Genomic DNA, 17,519 nt, shown 5'->3' with positions numbered 1-17,519 from the left:
TCTTAGTAGTCTTCTAGGATATCGCCGATTGGGTCGTTAGAAGTTGCGGCTCCTCCGCCACCGTTTCCACCAGTTTTAGAAAGGTGAAGGTAGATAAGAGCGATAGCAACACCGATAGCACCAAATCCGATTAGAGTAATATCTGACACGGCAGCAAGCACGAAACCGATAGCGAAGAATGGCCATACTTCACGAGTTGCCATCATGTTGATAACCATAGCGTAACCAACGGCAACGACCATACCACCACCGATAGCCATACCATCTTTGAGCCAATCAGGCATAGCATTTAGAATGCTTTGTACTGTTTCAGTTGGTACCATTAGAAGGAGTGCTGCAGGGACTGCAATACGAAGACCTTGAAGAAGAAGTGCGACAAAGTGAGCACGTTCAACTGCTTTGAAGTCACCTTTTTTAGCAGAAGCATCAGCAGTGTGAACCAATCCGACAGAGAGTGTACGGACAATCATAGTCAAGAATAGACCAGCAACTGCAAGAGGGATAGCAACCGCTTGGGCAACACCAATACCTGTCTTAGTAAAGTCGCCACCAAGAACCATGATAATGGCAGCAGCAACAGAAGCAAGAGCAGCGTCAGGAGCTACGGCAGCTCCGATGTTAGCCCAACCAAGGGCGATCATTTGAAGAGAACCACCAAGGATGATCCCTGCTTCAAGGTTACCAGTAACAAGACCGATAAGGGTACAAGCTACGATTGGTTGATGGAATTGGAACTGGTCGAGGATACCTTCAAGACCTGCTAGGAAGGCTACAACGACTACTAAAACCATAGAAATAATAGACATCTTTAAAATCCTTTCATAAAATCGATTATTGCACGTTTGCTTTGTTGATCAAGTCAAACAAATCTTTTTTGGTGTCGTTTGGTACTTTACGTACATCAAATTCAACACCAAGGTCACGCATTTTTTCAAATGTAGCAACGTCTTCTTTATCCATAGACAAAACGTTGTTAACCATTGTTTTACCAGTTGAGTGAGCCATTGATCCAACATTAAGAGTTTTGATTGGCACGCCACCTTCGATAGCACGAAGGGCATCTTGAGGTGTTTCAAACAAGATAAGGGCATGTGTTCCTCCGAAGCGAGGATCTTTTGCAACGTCGATTAGTTTTTGAATTGGAACCACATTGGCTCTGACATTACTTGGAGCTGCTTGTTTAATCAATTCTTTACGAAGGTCGTCGTTGGCAACGTTATCTGAAGCAACGATGATACGATCTGCTTTTGAATCTGGAGTCCAAGCAGTTGCAACTTGACCGTGAAGGAGACGAGTGTCTAGACGGGCAAGATTGATTTTCAGTTTACCATCACCGATAACAGTTCCTTCTGGGATAGCCGCTTGGGCAACTGGAGCAGCTGCAGCACTTGCAACTTCTTCAACTGGATTTAACTCTTCTGGAAGAGCTTTGATGCCATCTTTGGCTTCTTTGATAATATTCGCAGCGACTTTTTCCACACCTGCAGTAGCGTCCATGAGGCGCTCTGTATAGGCTTGGATTAACATCGGTAAGTTAAGTCCTGTGATGATGGCAAACTTACGATCAGGATTTTCTCCCATCACGCGACTAGCTTGGTTGAATGGAGAACCACTCCAAAGGTCAGCCAAAACTAGCACCTCATCTTCTGTGTCAAATGCAGCCACAGCGTTGTTAAATTTAGCGTATAGGTCATCTGGACCTTCATTTGGCATAAAGGTTACAACTTGAACCTTTTCTTGTTCACCAAAAATCATAGATCCTGACTGATGAATACCTGCAGCGAATTCACCGTGGCTCGCAATAATGATTCCGATACTCATTATTGTCATTCCTCCTTATAAAATGTTGTGCCCATTGTTTAAGAAAACTTTAAGACTAGATTAGTATAAACCGTTTTCATAAAAAAATCAACTAATTGATATAAAATATTCAAGAAAACATTTAAATAGTGTATTTAATAATATTGATATAATAAGGTTTCAAGAAGACATAGTAATTTTTTATATTAAAATTTAATATAAAAAAGTTGGAAGCGCATTCCAACTTTTAAAATAGGTTTCTATTAGATTAGTGGGTGAAGTCGAGTACCATACGTCCTTGGATTTGACCTTTTTCCATTTCGTCGAAAATGGCTACGGCATCTTCGACTGGACGTTTTTGGACAACTGGAACTACCAAACCTTCTGCACCGAATTGGAAGGCCTCTTCCAAGTCTTTACGAGTTCCAACAAGAGAACCGATAACTTGGATTCCATCGAGGACTGTTTTAACAATGCTGAGTTCCATCATTTCAGAAGGGAGACCAACAGCAACTACGCGACCACCAGCACGAACTGAGTCAACAGCCTGGTTGAAGGCAACTTTAGACACAGCAGTTACGACAGCTGAATGAGCTCCACCATCAGTTTTTTCCTTGATGAGTCCAGGTACATCTTCAACTTCGAGGCCATTAATAACAATGTCAGCGCCTACTTCTTTTGCAAGGGCAAGTTTGTCATTGTTGATATCAACTGCGATAACATGAGCATTGAATACTTTTTTAGCGTATTGAACAGCTAGGTTACCAAGTCCACCAGCACCGTAAAGAACAACCCATTGACCTGGTTCAACTTTTGCTTCTTTTATAGCTTTATAGGTTGTTACACCAGCACATGTGATAGAAGAGGCTTGGGCTGGATCAAGTCCGTCAGGAACTTTGACAGCATAATCTGCAGTTACGATACATTGTTCAGCCATACCACCATCTACTGAGTAGCCGGCATTTTTCACTGTACGGCAAAGGGTTTCGCGACCAGTAGTACAGTATTCGCAAGTGCCACATCCTTCAAAGAACCAAGCAACGCTGACGCGGTCGCCGACTTTAAGGCTTTTTACATCTGGGGCAATTTCTTTAACGATACCAACACCTTCGTGGCCAAGAACACGTCCTGGTACTTGACCGAAGTCGCCATGGGCAACGTGAAGGTCAGTGTGGCAAACACCACAGTATTCAATTTCTACAAGTGCTTCCCCAGTTTCAAGTGGACGGAGTACTTTTTCTTCAACAGCAACACCAGTGCTTTCTGGATTTACAACAACAGCTTTCATAGCTATCCTCCTTGATATTAACTGAGAGCAGGAGAAACAGGACTGGATTGATTTTGTGTCAACAGAGTCGAGTGTGACGAGCTCTCTTGTATTTATATGTGAAGTATATCACAAAAGAAAGCCTTTTCCAAGGTTTTGGATGCAAAAAGTAGAACAATCGATTAACTGGTTGATGAGACTGTGAAAAGAACACAAAGACCAGCTCGCAAGCTGGTCATACTCTTCGAAAATCAAATTCAAACCACGTCAGCTTCGCCTTGCCGTACTCAAGTACAGCCTACGGCTAGCTTCCTAGTTTGCTCTTTGATTTTCATTGAGTATCAGTATGGACTATAAGAATAAGTCTTGCAGGGTTTTGGCAACCCCATCTTGGTCATTGGTCAGGGCAATTTGCTCATCTGCATAAGGGAGTAGCTCTGGGTTGGCATTTTTCATTGCATAACCTTTCCCAGCAAAAGAGAGCATTTCGGTATCGTTGTGTTCATCTCCAAAGGCAATCAAATCCTTTTTGTCACGGTTCATTACTTTGAGCAAGTAGTCCAAAGCAAAGGCCTTATTGACACCTTTTGGGGTACACTCAAGGATATTGAGCGGACCTCCCCAGGTATTGATAGACAGTTGATGCTGGTAGAAGGCGTTCATTTCTTTTGCTAAGGCATACTTGTCACTGGCTCTGGTCTGCAACAGGATACAGTTAGGGTCCTTGGTCACCAATTCAGGCTGGAATTGATCTTCAGGCTGGAAAGCTTCTACGCCAAATAGTTTGGGATTGGCAATTTCTTCATTAGGATTGGTAATGTAGAATTTTTTACGGTATTCTCCAGCGATAAAATCGGCTTGAATGTCCTCTGAACGTTGAACCATATCTAGCAGATATTTTTTGTCTACGGTTAAACACTTTTCAAAGTTCCAAACTTGGTCTGGTAAATGAGTGAGGGAGCCGTTGAAGTTAATCATAGGAGTGTCTAAGTCCAGTTCACGGTAGAAATCTTTTGACATGCGGTAAGGGCGACCTGTCGTAATAATGACCAGATGTCCTTTTTCGGTAACTTTTTTTATGGTTTCTTTTGTAAAGTCAGAAATTTGACTGTCTGAGTTGAGCAGGGTTCCATCCAGGTCAACTGCAATAATTTTTTTCGTCATAGGAACCTTTCTAGTGTCTTTTCAGATAAGATGTCTACTATTATAACAGAAAGCAGGCAGAAAAGCAGATTCGAAACCAAAAAAGAAATTTCATCAAATTCTTAAATAAATCAAACAAAGATATTGAAAAAGTGAATGATAAATGATATAATTCTATTATTGTTCGTAAAAATTAAAAGGAGATTAATAATGGACAAATTATTTAAACTAAAAGAGAACGGTACAGACGTTCGTACAGAGGTTCTCGCTGGTTTAACAACTTTCTTTGCAATGAGTTATATTCTCTTTGTAAACCCACAAATTCTTTCGCAAACAGGAATGCCTGCTCAGGGTGTATTCCTCGCAACGATTATCGGTGCAGTTGCTGGTACCCTGATGATGGCCTTCTATGCTAACTTACCATATGCTCAAGCGCCAGGTATGGGACTCAATGCCTTCTTTACCTTTACAGTTGTATTTGGACTCGGTTATTCTTGGCAAGAAGCCCTAGCTATGGTCTTCATCTGTGGAATTATCTCATTGATTATCACTTTGACAAATGTTCGTAAAATGATCATTGAATCGATTCCAAATGCCCTTCGCTCAGCTATTTCAGCTGGTATCGGTGTCTTCCTTGCCTATGTAGGGATTAAGAATGCTGGACTTTTGAAATTTACGATTGATCCAGGTAACTATACTGTTGTAGGAGAAGGGGCTGACAAGGCTCAAGCAACGATTGCAGCAAACTCTTCAGCAGTTCCAGGCTTGGTTAGCTTTAATAATCCAGCTGTTTTGGTGGCTCTTGCAGGACTTGCTATCACAATCTTCTTTGTCATTAAAGGGATTAAAGGGGGAATTATCCTTTCTATCTTGACAACAACTATTCTTGCTATTGCAGTTGGTTTGGTAGATTTGTCTAGTATCGATTTTGCTAATAACCATGTTGGTGCAGCCTTTGAAGACTTGAAGACAGTTTTTGGTGCAGCTCTTGGTTCAGAAGGTTTGGGAGCTTTGATTTCAGATACAGCTCGCTTGCCTGAAACTCTGATGGCTATTCTTGCCTTTTCATTGACAGATATTTTTGATACAATTGGTACCTTGATCGGTACAGGTGAAAAAGTTGGTATCGTAGCGACAAATGGTGAAAATCACCAATCAGCTAAGTTGGATAAGGCTCTTTACTCTGACTTGATTGGTACTTCAATTGGTGCCATCGCTGGTACTTCGAACGTAACGACTTATGTTGAGTCTGCTGCTGGTATCGGTGCAGGTGGACGTACTGGTTTGACAGCCTTGGTTGTAGCTATCTGTTTTGCGATCTCAAGCTTCTTTAGTCCACTTCTAGCGATTGTACCAACAGCCGCTACAGCTCCAATCTTGATTATCGTTGGGATTATGATGTTGGCTAGCTTGAAAAATATCCATTGGGACGATATGTCTGAAGCGGTTCCTGCTTTCTTCACATCTATCTTTATGGGATTCAGCTACTCTATCACTCAAGGGATTGCAGTTGGTTTCTTGACTTACACTTTGACTAAGCTTGTCAAAGGTCAAGCTAAAGATGTTCATGTCATGATTTGGATTTTGGATGCCTTGTTTATCCTTAACTACATCAGTATGGCCTTATAATAGGATAACCCAGGGGGATTTTCCCCCTTTTTTAATACAAAGGAGATGGGTGATGAAAGAGAAAAATATCTGGAAAGAATTATTGAATCGTGCAGGCTGGCTGTTAATCTTTTTGCTGGCGACAATTTTATATCAGATTCCTATAGGAGTTACTGCTATTTTAACTTTAAATGCAGTGCCACTGTTACAGTCAGGAATGATAGTTGCTGGTATTTCGATTGTAGTGTTGGCACTATTTATTTTTGGAGCTCGTAAAACGCAGTTAGCAAGTTTTAATTTTTCTTTTTTTAGAGCGAAGGATTTGGCACGTTTGGGCTTGAGTTATTTAGTTATTATCTGTTCAAATATACTTGGTTATATCTTGTTACAACTGTCAAATGAGACGACAACAGGTAATCAGTCTCAGATTAACGACATGGTTCAGAATAGTTCTCTGATTTCTAGCTTTTTCTTGCTAGCCTTGCTTGCTCCAATTTGTGAGGAAATCTTGTGCCGTGGGATTGTTCCTAAAAAGATTTTCCGAGGAAAAGAGAACTTGGGATTTGTAGTCGGTACGATTGTGTTTGCTTTATTGCATCAACCAAGTAATTTACCTTCTTTATTGATTTATGGAGGTATGTCGATCGTTCTGTCTTGGACGGCTTACAAGACCCAACGTTTGGAAATGTCTATCTTACTTCACATGATTGTGAATGGGGTTGCTTTCTGTTTGTTGGCTCTTGTGGTGATCATTAGTCGGACATTAGGGATTTCTGTTTAAGATTTTTGACAATTGCTTACTTGTTTCTACTGGGAAAAAGATGAATGCAATCGTGTCCATCTTTTTCTTTTTATGGTAAAATAGAGAAATAATATGGTGAAAAGCCTTGAGGGAGTGACCGATATGTCAAGTAAAGCCAATCATGCAAAGACAGCTATTTGCGGAATTATCAATGTAACCCCAGACTCCTTTTCGGACGGTGGTCAATTTTTTGCTCTTGAGCAGGCACTCCAGCAGGCTCGTAAATTGATAGCAGAAGGGGCTAGTATGCTAGATATCGGCGGAGAATCGACTCGGCCGGGAAGTAGCTATGTTGAGATAGAAGAGGAAATCCAGCGTGTTGTTCCAGTGATCGAAGCTATTCGCAAGGAAAGTGATATCCTCATCTCTATTGATACTTGGAAGAGTCAGGTAGCAGAGGCTGCTTTGGCTGCTGGTGCTAATCTAGTCAATGATATCACTGGTCTCATGGGTGATGAAAAAATGGCCCATGTGGTTGCAAATGCTGGAGCGAAAGTAGTCATTATGTTTAATCCAGTCATGGCTCGACCTCAGCATCCTAGCTCGCTCATCTTTCCTCATTTTGGTTTTGGACAAGCTTTTACAGAGGAAGAGTTAGCTGACTTTGAAACATTGCCAATCGAAGACTTGATGGAGCCTTTCTTTGAACGGGCACTAGCGAGAGCAAATCAAGCTGGAATCGCACAAGAAAATATCCTGTTGGATCCAGGAATCGGCTTTGGTCTGACCAAGAAAGAAAATCTGCTTCTTTTACGGGACCTGGATAAAGTCCATCAGAAGGGCTATCCAATCTTTCTTGGAGTGTCGCGCAAGCGGTTTGTCATCAATATCCTTGAAGAAAATGGTTTTGAAGTCAATCCTGAGACAGAACTTGGTTTCCGCAATCGAGATACGGCTTCGGCTCATGTAACTAGTATCGCTGCGAGACAGGGTGTAGAAGTGGTGCGCGTGCATGACGTAGCTAGTCACAGGATGGCAGTTGAAATTGCCTCCGCCATTCGTCTAGCTGATGAAGCGGAAAATCTAGATTTAAAACAATATAAGTAAGATGAAAGAAAATGAAAACAATCAGTGGATTGCCCACTATCGGACCGACCAACCGCATTTTGGCTTGGAACGAATGGTGGAACTATTAGCTTTGCGTGGCAATCCCCATCTCAAACTCAAGGTCATCCATATCGGAGGGACCAATGGCAAGGGTTCGACCATTGCTTTTTTGAAAAAGATGCTAGAAAAGCTAGGGCTGAGAGTTGGCGTGTTTAGCTCGCCCTATCTCATTCATTATACAGACCAGATTAGCATCAATGGGGAATCTATCCCAGAGGCTAGGCTAGAAGCCCTCATGGCAGACTATCAGTCTTTGCTTGAGGGGGAATCTGCTACCAATTTGCAGGGGACAACCGAATTTGAGATTATCACAGCTCTAGCTTATGATTACTTTGCCTCAGAGCAAGTAGATGTGGCTATCATGGAAGTCGGCATGGGTGGTCTTTTGGATAGTACTAATGTTTGCCAGCCAATTTTAACAGGAATTACGACCATTGGACTGGATCATGTGGCCCTACTTGGTGACACCTTGGAAGCTATAGCAGAGCAGAAGGCTGGTATTATCAAACAAGGCATTCCATTAGTGACAGGTCATATTGTTCCTGAAGCCTTGGCCGTTATCGACCGCATTGCGGAAGGGAAACATGCACCGAGACTTGCCTATGGGACAGATTATCAGGTTTGTTATCAAGAAAGTGTAGTGACAGGTGAGGTCTTTGACTATACAAGTGCTGTCAGACAAGGTCGCTTCCAGACAGGTCTACTTGGTTTGCATCAGATCGAGAATGCAGGGATGGCGCTTGCTCTTCTAGATACTTATTGCCAAGAGATTGGGCGAGAATTAGCTAGTAATGACTTGGTTGCTCAAGCTTTGGAAGAAACCAGATGGCCAGGGCGTTTGGAGGTCATGTCTAGCGACCCATTGTTGCTTTTGGATGGGGCCCACAATCCTCATGCTATCAAGGCTTTATTAGCAAACTTGCAAGAACGCTTTGCGGATCATCATAAGGAAATCCTCTTTACGTGTATTAAGACCAAGGCCTTGGAGGATATGTTGGACTTGCTAGGGGAAATTCCAGATACCGATCTGACCCTGACACATTTTGACGATAGTCGGGCGACGGATGAAAGCGTGCTGAAAGAGACAGCCAAGTCTAGAAATCTAAATTACCAAATTTGGCAGGATTTTCTAGAGCAGAAATTGACAGATAAAAATGAAGAGAAACAAACAGTTAGGATTATCACAGGTTCCTTGTATTTCTTGAGCCAAGTGAGAGCCTATCTGATGGAGAGGAAGAACGAGAATGGATACACAAAAGATTGAAACGGCTGTAAAAATGATTATCGAGGCTGTTGGTGAGGACGCTAACCGCGAGGGCTTGCAGGAAACACCTGCTCGTGTGGCTCGTATGTACCAAGAGATTTTTTCAGGTCTTGGTCAAACAGCGGAGGAACATTTGTCAAAATCCTTTGAGATTATTGACGATAATATGGTGGTAGAAAAGGATATTTTTTTCCATACCATGTGTGAACACCACTTCTTGCCATTTTATGGTAGAGCACATATTGCCTACATTCCAGATGGTCGTGTGGCAGGTTTGTCTAAGCTAGCCCGTACGGTTGAAGTTTATTCGAAAAAACCACAAATTCAAGAACGTTTGAATATCGAAGTGGCTGATGCCTTGATGGACTATCTAGGTGCTAAAGGAGCCTTTGTTGTCATTGAGGCGGAACATATGTGTATGAGCATGCGTGGTGTCAGAAAACCAGGCACTGCAACCTTGACGACAGTAGCTCGTGGTCTATTTGAAACAGATAAGGACCTCCGAGACCAGGCTTATCGTTTAATGGGACTATAATACTCTTCGAAAATCTCTTCAAACCACGTCAGCTTCCATCTGCAACCTCAAAACAGTGTTTTGAGCAGTCTGCGGCTAGCTTCTTAGTTTGCACTTTGATTTTCATTGACTATAAAAAGAATCCGCTTTGGGCGGATTTTTCTAGAAAGGAATCATTATGGATCAACTGCAGATTAAGGATTTGGAAATTTTTGCTTATCATGGTCTTTTTCCTAGTGAGAAAGAATTGGGGCAGAAGTTTGTTATTTCCGCAATCCTATCCTATGATATGACCAAGGCGGCTACAGACTTGGATTTAACAGCCTCTGTCCATTACGGAGAATTGTGCCAGCAGTGGACGGCATGGTTTCAGGAAACGAGTGAGGATTTGATTGAAACGGTAGCCTATAAACTGGTAGAACGTACCTTTGAGGCCTATCCTCTTGTCCAAGAAATGAAGTTGGAACTGAAAAAACCTTGGGCGCCAGTGCATTTGCCACTAGATACTTGCTCGGTAACCATTCATCGCCGCAAGCAACGAGCCTTTATCGCCCTAGGAAGCAATATGGGAGATAAACAAGCAAACTTGAAACAAGCCATTGAGAAAATGCGAAATCGAGGTATCCATATTCTCAAAGAGTCTAGTATCTTGACGACGGAGCCTTGGGGTGGTGTGGAGCAAGATAGCTTTGCTAATCAAGTGGTTGAGGTTGAAACCTGGTTGCCGGCCCCAGTTCTATTAGAGACCTTGTTAGCCATTGAGTCAGAGATGGGACGGGTGAGAGAAGTACATTGGGGGCCTCGTTTGATTGATTTGGACTTGCTCTTTGTGGAGGACCAGGTCATTTATACAGACGACCTCATCTTGCCTCATCCTTACATAGCGGAACGCCTTTTTGTCCTTGAGTCCTTACAGGAAATTGCGCCTCATTTTATCCATCCGACATTAAAGCAACCGATCCGCAACTTGTATAATGCTTTGAAACAATAGAAAAAACTCTAGTTTTCAGTCGCTTGTAACTGAAGGCTAGAGTTTTTATACTCTTCGAAAATCTCTTCAAACCACGTCAGCGTCGCCTTACCGTAGGTATGGTTACTGACTTCGTCAGTTCTATCCACAACCTCAAAACAGTGTTTTGAGCAACCTGCGGCTAGCTTCCTAGTTTGCTCTTTGATTTTCATTGAGTATTAAAATAGGTCATTTTCTTCTGGGAGAAGGATAGTTTCTCTACCGTCCATGTCTAAAACCAAGACTCTGGGGGGATAAAGAGGGTCAAAGGGATGGTTAAAATCAAAATCAATGGCTGTAGGGAGGTGTTGACTTGAAAAGTGGAAGGTAATTTTTCCTTGGTTATTGAGCAATTGAAACTCGAGTTCTTCTTCCAATTCAAAGACATTTTTTAAGAAATGGTCGATGATATACCAAAATGAGTCAATAACGTCATCAGGCAAGCTGGTAACAATGCCAAAACTAGCTGACCGCATGTGGGTATTGGTAAAAGCCATATTTCTTCCCCCTTTCTTTTCCCTTATCATACAGCAAATAGGATTAAAAATCAAGAAAAGGTGATTTTTTCTTCATAAACATAGCTTTCTATGAAATTTTTTTCAAACAATCTTCAAAAAATACTTGAAAGTGTTTACAAATAGTGATAAAATGGAATAAGTGGAATCATGAAAACGAAATTTTCATACCGTCTCTTTTTTTGGAGTCTCGTGAGGTATGATATAGAAAGGAAATGGAATGAATACAGACGATACAGTAACGATTTATGATGTCGCCCGTGAAGCAGGAGTTTCAATGGCGACAGTTAGCCGTGTAGTCAATGGCAATAAGAATGTAAAAGAGAACACCCGTAAAAAAGTGCTTGAGGTGATTGATCGTTTGGATTACCGTCCAAATGCTGTGGCGCGTGGTCTTGCAAGTAAAAAGACAACCACTGTCGGTGTGGTGATCCCAAATATTACCAATGGCTATTTCTCAACGCTTGCTAAAGGGATTGACGATATCGCTGAAATGTACAAGTACAATATCGTCCTTGCTAATAGTGATGAGGATGATGACAAGGAAGTTTCAGTTGTCAATACCCTGTTTTCTAAGCAAGTGGATGGTATTATCTTTATGGGGTACCACTTGACTGAAAAAATTCGTTCAGAGTTTTCTCGTTCTCGAACACCAGTTGTTCTTGCGGGAACAGTAGATGTGGAACATCAGCTTCCAAGTGTCAATATTGACTACAAACAAGCAACGATTGATGCAGTAACCTACCTTGCTAAAGAAAATGAGCGCATCGCTTTTGTTAGCGGTCCACTAGTGGATGACATCAATGGTAAGGTTCGTTTGGTTGGTTACAAGGAAGCCTTGAAAAAAGCAGGTATTTCTTATAGCGAAGGATTGGTATTTGAATCTAAATACACTTATGAAGACGGCTATGCCTTGGCAGAACGCTTGATTTCATCAAATGCAACTGCAGCAGTTGTAACAGGTGATGAATTGGCAGCAGGTGTCTTGAACGGCCTTGCTGATAAGGGTGTGTCTGTGCCAGAAGAGTTTGAAATCATTACTAGTGATGATTCACAAATCTCACGCTTTACCCGTCCAAACTTGACAACTATTGCCCAACCTCTTTATGACCTTGGTGCTATTAGTATGCGTATGTTGACTAAGATTATGCACAAGGAAGAGTTGGAAGAACGTGAAGTTCTCTTGCCTCATGGTTTGACAGAACGTCGTTCAACACGAAAACGGAAATAGAAAAAATCAGGGAATCGTGCAGATTTCCTGATTTGTTTTTAGAGAAGAGACTTAGCCTTCCATATAGTCTTTCAAAGCCTGTCCTGTTAGTCCGGCATTGAGGGCGATGAGGAGTTTCAAACGGGCTTTTTGGGCGTTGAGTTCTTTGACAAAGAAAACACCAGCTCGTTGCAACTGCACTCCTCCACCTTGGTAGGCATAAACAGGTTCAGCGATACCGTTAAAGCATCGTGAAACCAGGGCGACTGGGATTCCTTTTTGTAGAAGGCTTTCTAACTTTTCAGCCGTTTCTTTGGGAATATTACCAGCTCCGAAGGCTTGGATAATTAAACCGTCCAATTGTTCCAAATCCAGCATATCAATCAGCTCATCTGTCATACCAGCATAAGCCGAGATGATAGGGACCAAGCCTTGTATGTGATCAAGGTCAAAGCGAACACGAGGTTCAGCTGTTTTAAAGTATAGGATTTCCCGCTTCGTAATCAGACCAAGTGGTCCATGTGTTGGGGTCTGGAAGGTGCCGACGTTGGTCGTATGTGTTTTGGTGACATACTTGGCAGCGTGGATTTCATCGTTCATAACGACCAAAACTCCTTTGTCAGCAGCCCTGTCATCGCTAGCCACTCGTAAAGCACTCAGATAATTATAGACACCGTCACTACCGAGTTCGTTGGAGCTGCGCATGGCCCCTGTTAGAACGATGGGCATGTGGGGAACTTCCATGGTGTCAAGGAAATAAGCTGTTTCCTCTAAAGTATCGGTTCCGTGTGTGATTACCACCCCATCGTAGTTATTCGCTTCCTCTTTGATTTTTTGGTAGAGGGCCAGCATGTGTTTGGGTTTGATATGGGGGCTCGGTAGGTTAAAAAAGTCTAGGGCATGGACTTCTATCCCTTTAAGAGGATTGGTGACATGGTTCATGGGATTGTCCTGGCTGGTCACAACTGCGCCAGAGGCGTCTGCTTGCATGGAAATAGTTCCACCTGTATGTAAAACAAGGATTTTCTTAGGCATGATTTACTCACTCTTTCTGAAATGTGGTATAATCATTGTATCACAAAAGGGGAGATTGGGATAGGATGGAAGTCAAAGCTGTTTTTTTTGATATCGATGGAACCTTGGTCAACGATCGCAAGAGTGTTTTGAAATCCACTAAGGACGCGATTAAAATCGTCAAAGAACAAGGGGTACTTGTCGGCGTAGCGACAGGTCGAGGACCTTTTTTTGTTAAGGAATTGATGGACGATTTGGATCTGGATTTTGCGGTAACCTACAATGGCCAGTATATCTTTAATAAAGACAAAGTCTTGTTCACGAGCCCGATTTCCAAGTTACATTTGCGCCAGCTCATTACGTATGCTAAAAAAGAAGGTAAGGAGATTGCCCTAGGGACCAAGGATGCCATGCTGGGTTCCAAAATCATGTCTTTTGGTCTGGGTTCTTTTTCCCAACGAATCAGTCGCTTCGTTCCCTCAGTTTTAACTCGGACGGTGAGTCATTCCTTTAATCGCATGGTCAGCAAGGTTGTTCCCCAAAAGGAAGAAGACCTGCTTGATCTAATGAATCAGCCTATCTACCAAGTTTTGATGCTGATGACGCCAGAAGAATCTGAGAAGGCGGCAGCTGATTTTGAAGACTTGAAATTAACACGTAGCAATCCTTTTGCAGCAGATGTCATCAATCAAGGAAACTCTAAATTGGAAGGCATTCGACGAGTTGGGAAAGAATATGGTTTTGATCTCAACCAAGTCATGGCCTTTGGTGACTCCGATAACGACCTAGAAATGCTGGCGGGTGTCGGTATGTCGGTCGCTATGGGAAATGGTAGTAGCAGTGTCAAGGAAGTTGCCAAGCACATCACTACCAGCAATCAGCAAGATGGAATCCACAAGGCCCTGGAACATTTTGGTGTTCTGGCCTCAGAAAAAGTCTTTGTCAGCCGTGACTATCATTTCAATAAGGTCAAGACCTTCCACCACATGATGGATGAACGAACCCAAGAAGAACCTCGAGCTTGGGATTTAGAAGGTGCAACCCACAGGGCTGGCTTTAAAATAGAAGAATTGGTGGAATTTGTTCGAGCTGCCAGTCCTTCTGAAGAGGACTTTGATCAAGCTCTATTGCAACTTCATCAAGCTCTTGATAAGGCGGCAGATAAAGTGGCCAAGAAGACCCCTGCTCAGCAAGATTTGATAGGGCAAGTGGATGCCTTGATTGACACGCTTTACTTTACCTACGGTAGTTTTGTTTTGATGGGGGTGGATCCAGAACGTATTTTTGATATTGTCCATCAGGCCAATATGGGGAAAATTTTTCCAGATGGCAAGGCTCATTTTGATCCAGTGACCCACAAAATATTAAAGCCAGATGATTGGGAAGAAAAATATGCTCCAGAACCTGCTATTAAAAAGGAACTGCAGCGCCAGTTCAAGGCTTATGAACGCCATAAAGAGAGAAATAATACTCAATGAAAATCAAAGAGCAAACTAGGAAACTAGTCGCAGGCTGCTCAAAGCACTGCTTTGAGGTTGTGGATAGAACTGACGAAGTCAGTAACCATACCTACGGCAAGGCGACGTTGACGTGGTTTGAAGAGATTTTCGAAGAGTATAAATAGTAAACAAAAAGGAGCGCTGAGCTCCTTTTCTTTGTGATTATAAGGTTTTTTCTTGTTCTCTCACAACCAGCAAATCGACCTTAGCATGGCGGAGAATGTATTCAGATGAAGAGCCGACCAAGAGGCGTTCAAAGGCGTTGAGACCAGTTGCGCCAACGAGGATGAGGTCCACTTCTTCAGCATCGGGAATAGTACGTGCCAAGAGGGTTTTTGGATTTCCCATTTCAATGACGATATGAACATCTGCCACACCAGCATCTTTAGCACGTTTTTCGTACTCTTTCATCAGACTTTCAGCGTCGACTTGGAGTTCTTCGTAAACTTCAGCATCAAAGGTGGATACGCTTTGGAGAGCGCGTGTGTCAATGACATGTGCGATGGTGAGTTTAGCGTCGTTTCGTAGAGCAGAATGAACTCCCTTGACAAAAGCTAAGTCCGCTTCCTTAGAACCATCGATTGCGACCATGATATTTTGGTAACGTTGTGCCATAATGAAACCTCCTGAAATTTTCTTACTATAATTGTAAACCTTTTCACTATAGAAGTAAAGTAAAAAAAGTATTTTCTAAAAGAATATTAGCGCTTAAAATATATATAAATATATGATAAAATAAAAGAAAGGATAGCAGGAAAGAAGTGAAGGGAGGGAGAATGATGAAGCACTCTTTTCAAGAAACAAAAAATTTAAATTTCCTTTATTATGGAACCATCCTAGTTTCAGTCTTGCTAGAAGTTATCATGATCTGGCAATTAGAGAAGCTAATTCCGCTTCTCTATCCAGGTTTTGTTGGCTTTTTAGTCTTTCACCTACTCTACCATTTGGTATTATTCCTAGTCGCTAAACGAAGTGGGCGTTGGGATTACTTGATGATATGGGGACTTTTCCTCATGTTCAATCTTCTCTATGACTCCTTCTTAGGCTTGCTTTTTCTAGGTTTATCTTTTGGTATGTGATGTGACTTTCGCAAAATACCTGCTATCTCCCCTATTTCCTCGCTTTTAGCGAGGTTTTTCTTCTGTAGGATTTTAGTAACACATTTCAGTAAACTTGTCGCATTCTCTTTCTAGTGGTATAATGTTACTATCCTGACGAATTGAGGAAACAAGATGAAAGAATATAACAAGTCTAGTAAGTTAGAGCATGTTGCTTATGATATCCGTGGTCCTGTTTTGGAAGAAGCCATGCGAATGCGAGCAAATGGAGAAAAGATTTTACGTCTGAATACAGGAAATCCAGCAGAATTTGGCTTTACAGCGCCAGATGAAGTCATTCATGACTTGATTATGAATGCGCGTGATAGTGAAGGTTATTCTGACTCCAAAGGGATTTTCTCAGCCCGTAAGGCTATCATGCAGTATTGCCAATTGAAGAAATTTCCAAACGTAGATATTGATGATATTTACCTTGGAAATGGTGTCAGTGAGTTGATTGTCATGTCTATGCAGGGACTTTTGGACAATGGAGATGAGGTCTTAGTGCCAATGCCAGACTATCCTCTCTGGACAGCCGCTGTCAGCCTAGCTGGGGGAAATGCCGTTCACTATATCTGTGATGAAGCTGCAGAATGGTACCCAGATATTGACGATATCAAGTCAAAAATCACTTCCAATACCAAGGCAATCGTCCTTATCAATCCAAATAATCCAACTGGAGCCCTTTATCCTAAGGAACTCTTGTTGGAGATTATTGAGATTGCCCGTCAAAACGATTTGATTATCTTTGCGGATGAAATTTACGACCGCATGGTCATGGATGGACATGTGCATACGCCTGTGGCGAGCTTGGCACCAGATGTCTTCTGTGTCAGCATGAATGGTCTATCAAAATCCCACCGTATTGCTGGTTTCCGTGTGGGTTGGATGGTCTTGTCTGGACCTAAGACTCATGTCAAGGGCTATATCGAAGGGCTCAATATGCTATCCAATATGCGCCTTTGCTCTAACGTTTTGGCCCAACAAGTCGTACAAACTTCCTTGGGTGGTCACCAATCAGTTGATGAATTGCTCCTTCCTGGTGGACGAATTTATGAGCAAAGAAATTTCATCTATAATGCCATTCAGGATATCCCAGGTTTGTCTGCGGTTAAACCCAAGGCTGGACTCTATATCTTCCCTAAAATCGACCGCAATATGTACCGTATCGATGATGATGAACAGTTTGTTCTTAATTTCTTGAAGCAGGAAAAGGTTCTCTTGGTTCATGGTCGAGGCTTTAACTGGCAGGAACCAGACCATTTCCGTATTGTTTACCTTCCTCGTGTTGATGAACTGGCCCAAATCCAAGAAAAGATGACTCGTTTCTTGAAACAGTATCGTAGATAGGGCTTACATTCGAAAAAGCTGGAAACATTTGCCTAGAGCTATTGACAAAAGTGAAAGAATCAGATAGAATAGTAAAGTATGTTTAGTAACTGATCACTTTATAGCCGGCTAAACGAATACAAAATCTATGAGGAGGTATTCATCGTGAAACGTACTTATCAACCAAGTAAACTTCGTCGTGCGCGCAAACACGGATTCCGTAACCGTATGTCAACTAAAAACGGTCGTCGCGTATTGGCAGCTCGTCGTCGTAAAGGACGCAAAGTTTTGGCTGCATAACCCAAACGAACCATAACAAAAATCAGTAGGAACTCGAGTCT

18 protein-coding genes are annotated in these 17,519 nt (G+C 42.2%); 11 read left to right on the top strand and 7 right to left on the bottom strand.

Annotated elements, in window-relative coordinates:
* Window positions 1–2: 2 nt before the first annotated feature.
* From B7698_RS02540 to B7698_RS02525, 4 genes are all read right to left on the bottom strand, one after another.
* Complete coding sequence (locus B7698_RS02540; RefSeq protein ID WP_000022716.1) at window positions 3–806, bottom strand: PTS mannose/fructose/sorbose transporter subunit IIC; 804 nt, start codon at window positions 804–806, stop codon at window positions 3–5.
* A 25-nt stretch (window positions 807–831) separates the two neighbouring features.
* Window positions 832–1,821, bottom strand: coding sequence for a mannose/fructose/sorbose PTS transporter subunit IIA (locus B7698_RS02535; protein WP_084864542.1), 990 nt, complete (start codon window positions 1,819–1,821; stop codon window positions 832–834).
* A gap of 247 nt (window positions 1,822–2,068) precedes the next feature.
* The gene (adhP, locus tag B7698_RS02530) at window positions 2,069–3,088 is read right to left on the bottom strand and encodes an alcohol dehydrogenase AdhP (protein WP_000649186.1); all 1,020 of its coding nucleotides are present in this window, start codon (window positions 3,086–3,088) and stop codon (window positions 2,069–2,071) included.
* A 330-nt stretch (window positions 3,089–3,418) separates the two neighbouring features.
* The gene (locus B7698_RS02525; RefSeq protein ID WP_084864541.1) at window positions 3,419–4,231 is read right to left on the bottom strand and encodes a Cof-type HAD-IIB family hydrolase; all 813 of its coding nucleotides are present in this window, start codon (window positions 4,229–4,231) and stop codon (window positions 3,419–3,421) included.
* A 189-nt stretch (window positions 4,232–4,420) separates the two neighbouring features.
* On the opposite strand from B7698_RS02525, the gene B7698_RS02520 reads away from it, so the two are divergent.
* From B7698_RS02520 to folK, 6 genes are all read left to right on the top strand, one after another.
* Complete coding sequence (locus B7698_RS02520) at window positions 4,421–5,839, top strand: NCS2 family permease (protein WP_000359266.1); 1,419 nt, start codon at window positions 4,421–4,423, stop codon at window positions 5,837–5,839.
* A gap of 52 nt (window positions 5,840–5,891) precedes the next feature.
* On the top strand, window positions 5,892–6,599 hold the full coding sequence (locus B7698_RS02515; protein WP_192855089.1) for a CPBP family intramembrane glutamic endopeptidase: 708 nt from the start codon (window positions 5,892–5,894) through the stop codon (window positions 6,597–6,599).
* 93 nt (window positions 6,600–6,692) lie between these two features.
* Complete coding sequence (gene folP / locus B7698_RS02510; protein WP_192855088.1) at window positions 6,693–7,667, top strand: dihydropteroate synthase; 975 nt, start codon at window positions 6,693–6,695, stop codon at window positions 7,665–7,667.
* 1 nt (window position 7,668) lies between these two features.
* Window positions 7,669–8,991: a bifunctional folylpolyglutamate synthase/dihydrofolate synthase gene (locus B7698_RS02505; protein ID WP_084864539.1), complete on the top strand. Its 1,323-nt coding sequence runs from the start codon at window positions 7,669–7,671 to the stop codon at window positions 8,989–8,991.
* Window positions 8,972–9,526 (top strand): GTP cyclohydrolase I FolE, encoded by a 555-nt coding sequence (gene folE / locus B7698_RS02500; protein ID WP_000380931.1) that lies wholly within the window; start codon window positions 8,972–8,974, stop codon window positions 9,524–9,526. Before B7698_RS02505 ends, folE begins: the two co-directional genes overlap by 20 nt.
* A gap of 157 nt (window positions 9,527–9,683) precedes the next feature.
* Complete coding sequence (folK, locus tag B7698_RS02490) at window positions 9,684–10,496, top strand: 2-amino-4-hydroxy-6-hydroxymethyldihydropteridine diphosphokinase (RefSeq protein ID WP_084864538.1); 813 nt, start codon at window positions 9,684–9,686, stop codon at window positions 10,494–10,496.
* A gap of 197 nt (window positions 10,497–10,693) precedes the next feature.
* Here the strand turns inward: folK and B7698_RS02480 are convergent, their stop codons facing one another.
* Entirely contained in the window at window positions 10,694–11,011 is a 318-nt protein-coding gene (locus B7698_RS02480) for a DUF960 domain-containing protein (RefSeq protein ID WP_000886035.1), read from the bottom strand.
* Window positions 11,012–11,249: 238 nt separating this feature from the next.
* Here B7698_RS02480 and ccpA point away from each other — a divergent pair, with 238 nt between their 5' ends.
* Window positions 11,250–12,260 (top strand): catabolite control protein A, encoded by a 1,011-nt coding sequence (gene ccpA / locus B7698_RS02475; protein WP_001090627.1) that lies wholly within the window; start codon window positions 11,250–11,252, stop codon window positions 12,258–12,260.
* Window positions 12,261–12,311: 51 nt separating this feature from the next.
* Here the strand turns inward: ccpA and B7698_RS02470 are convergent, their stop codons facing one another.
* Entirely contained in the window at window positions 12,312–13,274 is a 963-nt protein-coding gene (locus B7698_RS02470) for an asparaginase (RefSeq protein WP_084864536.1), read from the bottom strand.
* A 65-nt stretch (window positions 13,275–13,339) separates the two neighbouring features.
* Between B7698_RS02470 and B7698_RS02465 the strand changes: the two genes are divergently transcribed.
* On the top strand, window positions 13,340–14,731 hold the full coding sequence (locus tag B7698_RS02465; protein ID WP_084864535.1) for a Cof-type HAD-IIB family hydrolase: 1,392 nt from the start codon (window positions 13,340–13,342) through the stop codon (window positions 14,729–14,731).
* 183 nt (window positions 14,732–14,914) lie between these two features.
* Here the strand turns inward: B7698_RS02465 and B7698_RS02455 are convergent, their stop codons facing one another.
* Complete coding sequence (locus B7698_RS02455) at window positions 14,915–15,367, bottom strand: universal stress protein (RefSeq protein WP_000079148.1); 453 nt, start codon at window positions 15,365–15,367, stop codon at window positions 14,915–14,917.
* Window positions 15,368–15,528: 161 nt separating this feature from the next.
* Between B7698_RS02455 and B7698_RS02450 the strand changes: the two genes are divergently transcribed.
* The 3 genes from B7698_RS02450 (at window position 15,529) to rpmH (ending at window position 17,478) form a co-directional block, all read left to right on the top strand.
* Window positions 15,529–15,831, top strand: a complete 303-nt coding sequence (locus B7698_RS02450; protein WP_192855087.1) for a hypothetical protein — start codon at window positions 15,529–15,531, stop codon at window positions 15,829–15,831.
* A gap of 153 nt (window positions 15,832–15,984) precedes the next feature.
* Window positions 15,985–17,199 carry a pyridoxal phosphate-dependent aminotransferase gene (locus B7698_RS02445; RefSeq protein WP_000666457.1) on the top strand — a complete coding sequence of 405 codons (1,215 nt, stop codon included), beginning with the start codon at window positions 15,985–15,987 and terminating at the stop codon, window positions 17,197–17,199.
* Window positions 17,200–17,343: 144 nt separating this feature from the next.
* Window positions 17,344–17,478 carry a 50S ribosomal protein L34 gene (gene rpmH, locus B7698_RS02440; RefSeq protein ID WP_000831905.1) on the top strand — a complete coding sequence of 45 codons (135 nt, stop codon included), beginning with the start codon at window positions 17,344–17,346 and terminating at the stop codon, window positions 17,476–17,478.
* Window positions 17,479–17,519: the final 41 nt, after the last annotated feature.

This window comes from Streptococcus mitis (genome assembly GCF_002096855.1).
In the GTDB taxonomy this organism is placed as follows: Bacteria; Bacillota; Bacilli; order Lactobacillales; family Streptococcaceae; genus Streptococcus; species Streptococcus mitis_Y.
Note: the sequence above shows the minus strand (reverse complement) of the source record. Positions and strands in the feature narration are given on the sequence as shown.

Bases quoted from the DNA above. Each gene is read 5' to 3' on its own strand.
- B7698_RS02465 (WP_084864535.1), top strand. From the start codon at position 13,340: ATGGAAGTCAAAGCTGTTTTTTTTGATATCGATGGAACCTTGGTCAAC.
- B7698_RS02455 (WP_000079148.1), bottom strand. From the start codon at position 15,367: ATGGCACAACGTTACCAAAATATCATGGTCGCAATCGATGGTTCTAAG.
- B7698_RS02540 (WP_000022716.1), bottom strand. From the start codon at position 806: ATGTCTATTATTTCTATGGTTTTAGTAGTCGTTGTAGCCTTCCTAGCA.
- B7698_RS02445 (WP_000666457.1), top strand. From the start codon at position 15,985: ATGAAAGAATATAACAAGTCTAGTAAGTTAGAGCATGTTGCTTATGAT.
- B7698_RS02525 (WP_084864541.1), bottom strand. From the start codon at position 4,231: ATGACGAAAAAAATTATTGCAGTTGACCTGGATGGAACCCTGCTCAAC.
- B7698_RS02480 (WP_000886035.1), bottom strand. From the start codon at position 11,011: ATGGCTTTTACCAATACCCACATGCGGTCAGCTAGTTTTGGCATTGTT.
- B7698_RS02520 (WP_000359266.1), top strand. From the start codon at position 4,421: ATGGACAAATTATTTAAACTAAAAGAGAACGGTACAGACGTTCGTACA.
- B7698_RS02450 (WP_192855087.1), top strand. From the start codon at position 15,529: ATGATGAAGCACTCTTTTCAAGAAACAAAAAATTTAAATTTCCTTTAT.
- folE (WP_000380931.1), top strand. From the start codon at position 8,972: ATGGATACACAAAAGATTGAAACGGCTGTAAAAATGATTATCGAGGCT.
- folK (WP_084864538.1), top strand. From the start codon at position 9,684: ATGGATCAACTGCAGATTAAGGATTTGGAAATTTTTGCTTATCATGGT.
- adhP (WP_000649186.1), bottom strand. From the start codon at position 3,088: ATGAAAGCTGTTGTTGTAAATCCAGAAAGCACTGGTGTTGCTGTTGAA.
- folP (WP_192855088.1), top strand. From the start codon at position 6,693: ATGGTGAAAAGCCTTGAGGGAGTGACCGATATGTCAAGTAAAGCCAAT.
- B7698_RS02515 (WP_192855089.1), top strand. From the start codon at position 5,892: ATGAAAGAGAAAAATATCTGGAAAGAATTATTGAATCGTGCAGGCTGG.
- ccpA (WP_001090627.1), top strand. From the start codon at position 11,250: ATGAATACAGACGATACAGTAACGATTTATGATGTCGCCCGTGAAGCA.
- B7698_RS02505 (WP_084864539.1), top strand. From the start codon at position 7,669: ATGAAAGAAAATGAAAACAATCAGTGGATTGCCCACTATCGGACCGAC.
- B7698_RS02470 (WP_084864536.1), bottom strand. From the start codon at position 13,274: ATGCCTAAGAAAATCCTTGTTTTACATACAGGTGGAACTATTTCCATG.
- B7698_RS02535 (WP_084864542.1), bottom strand. From the start codon at position 1,821: ATGAGTATCGGAATCATTATTGCGAGCCACGGTGAATTCGCTGCAGGT.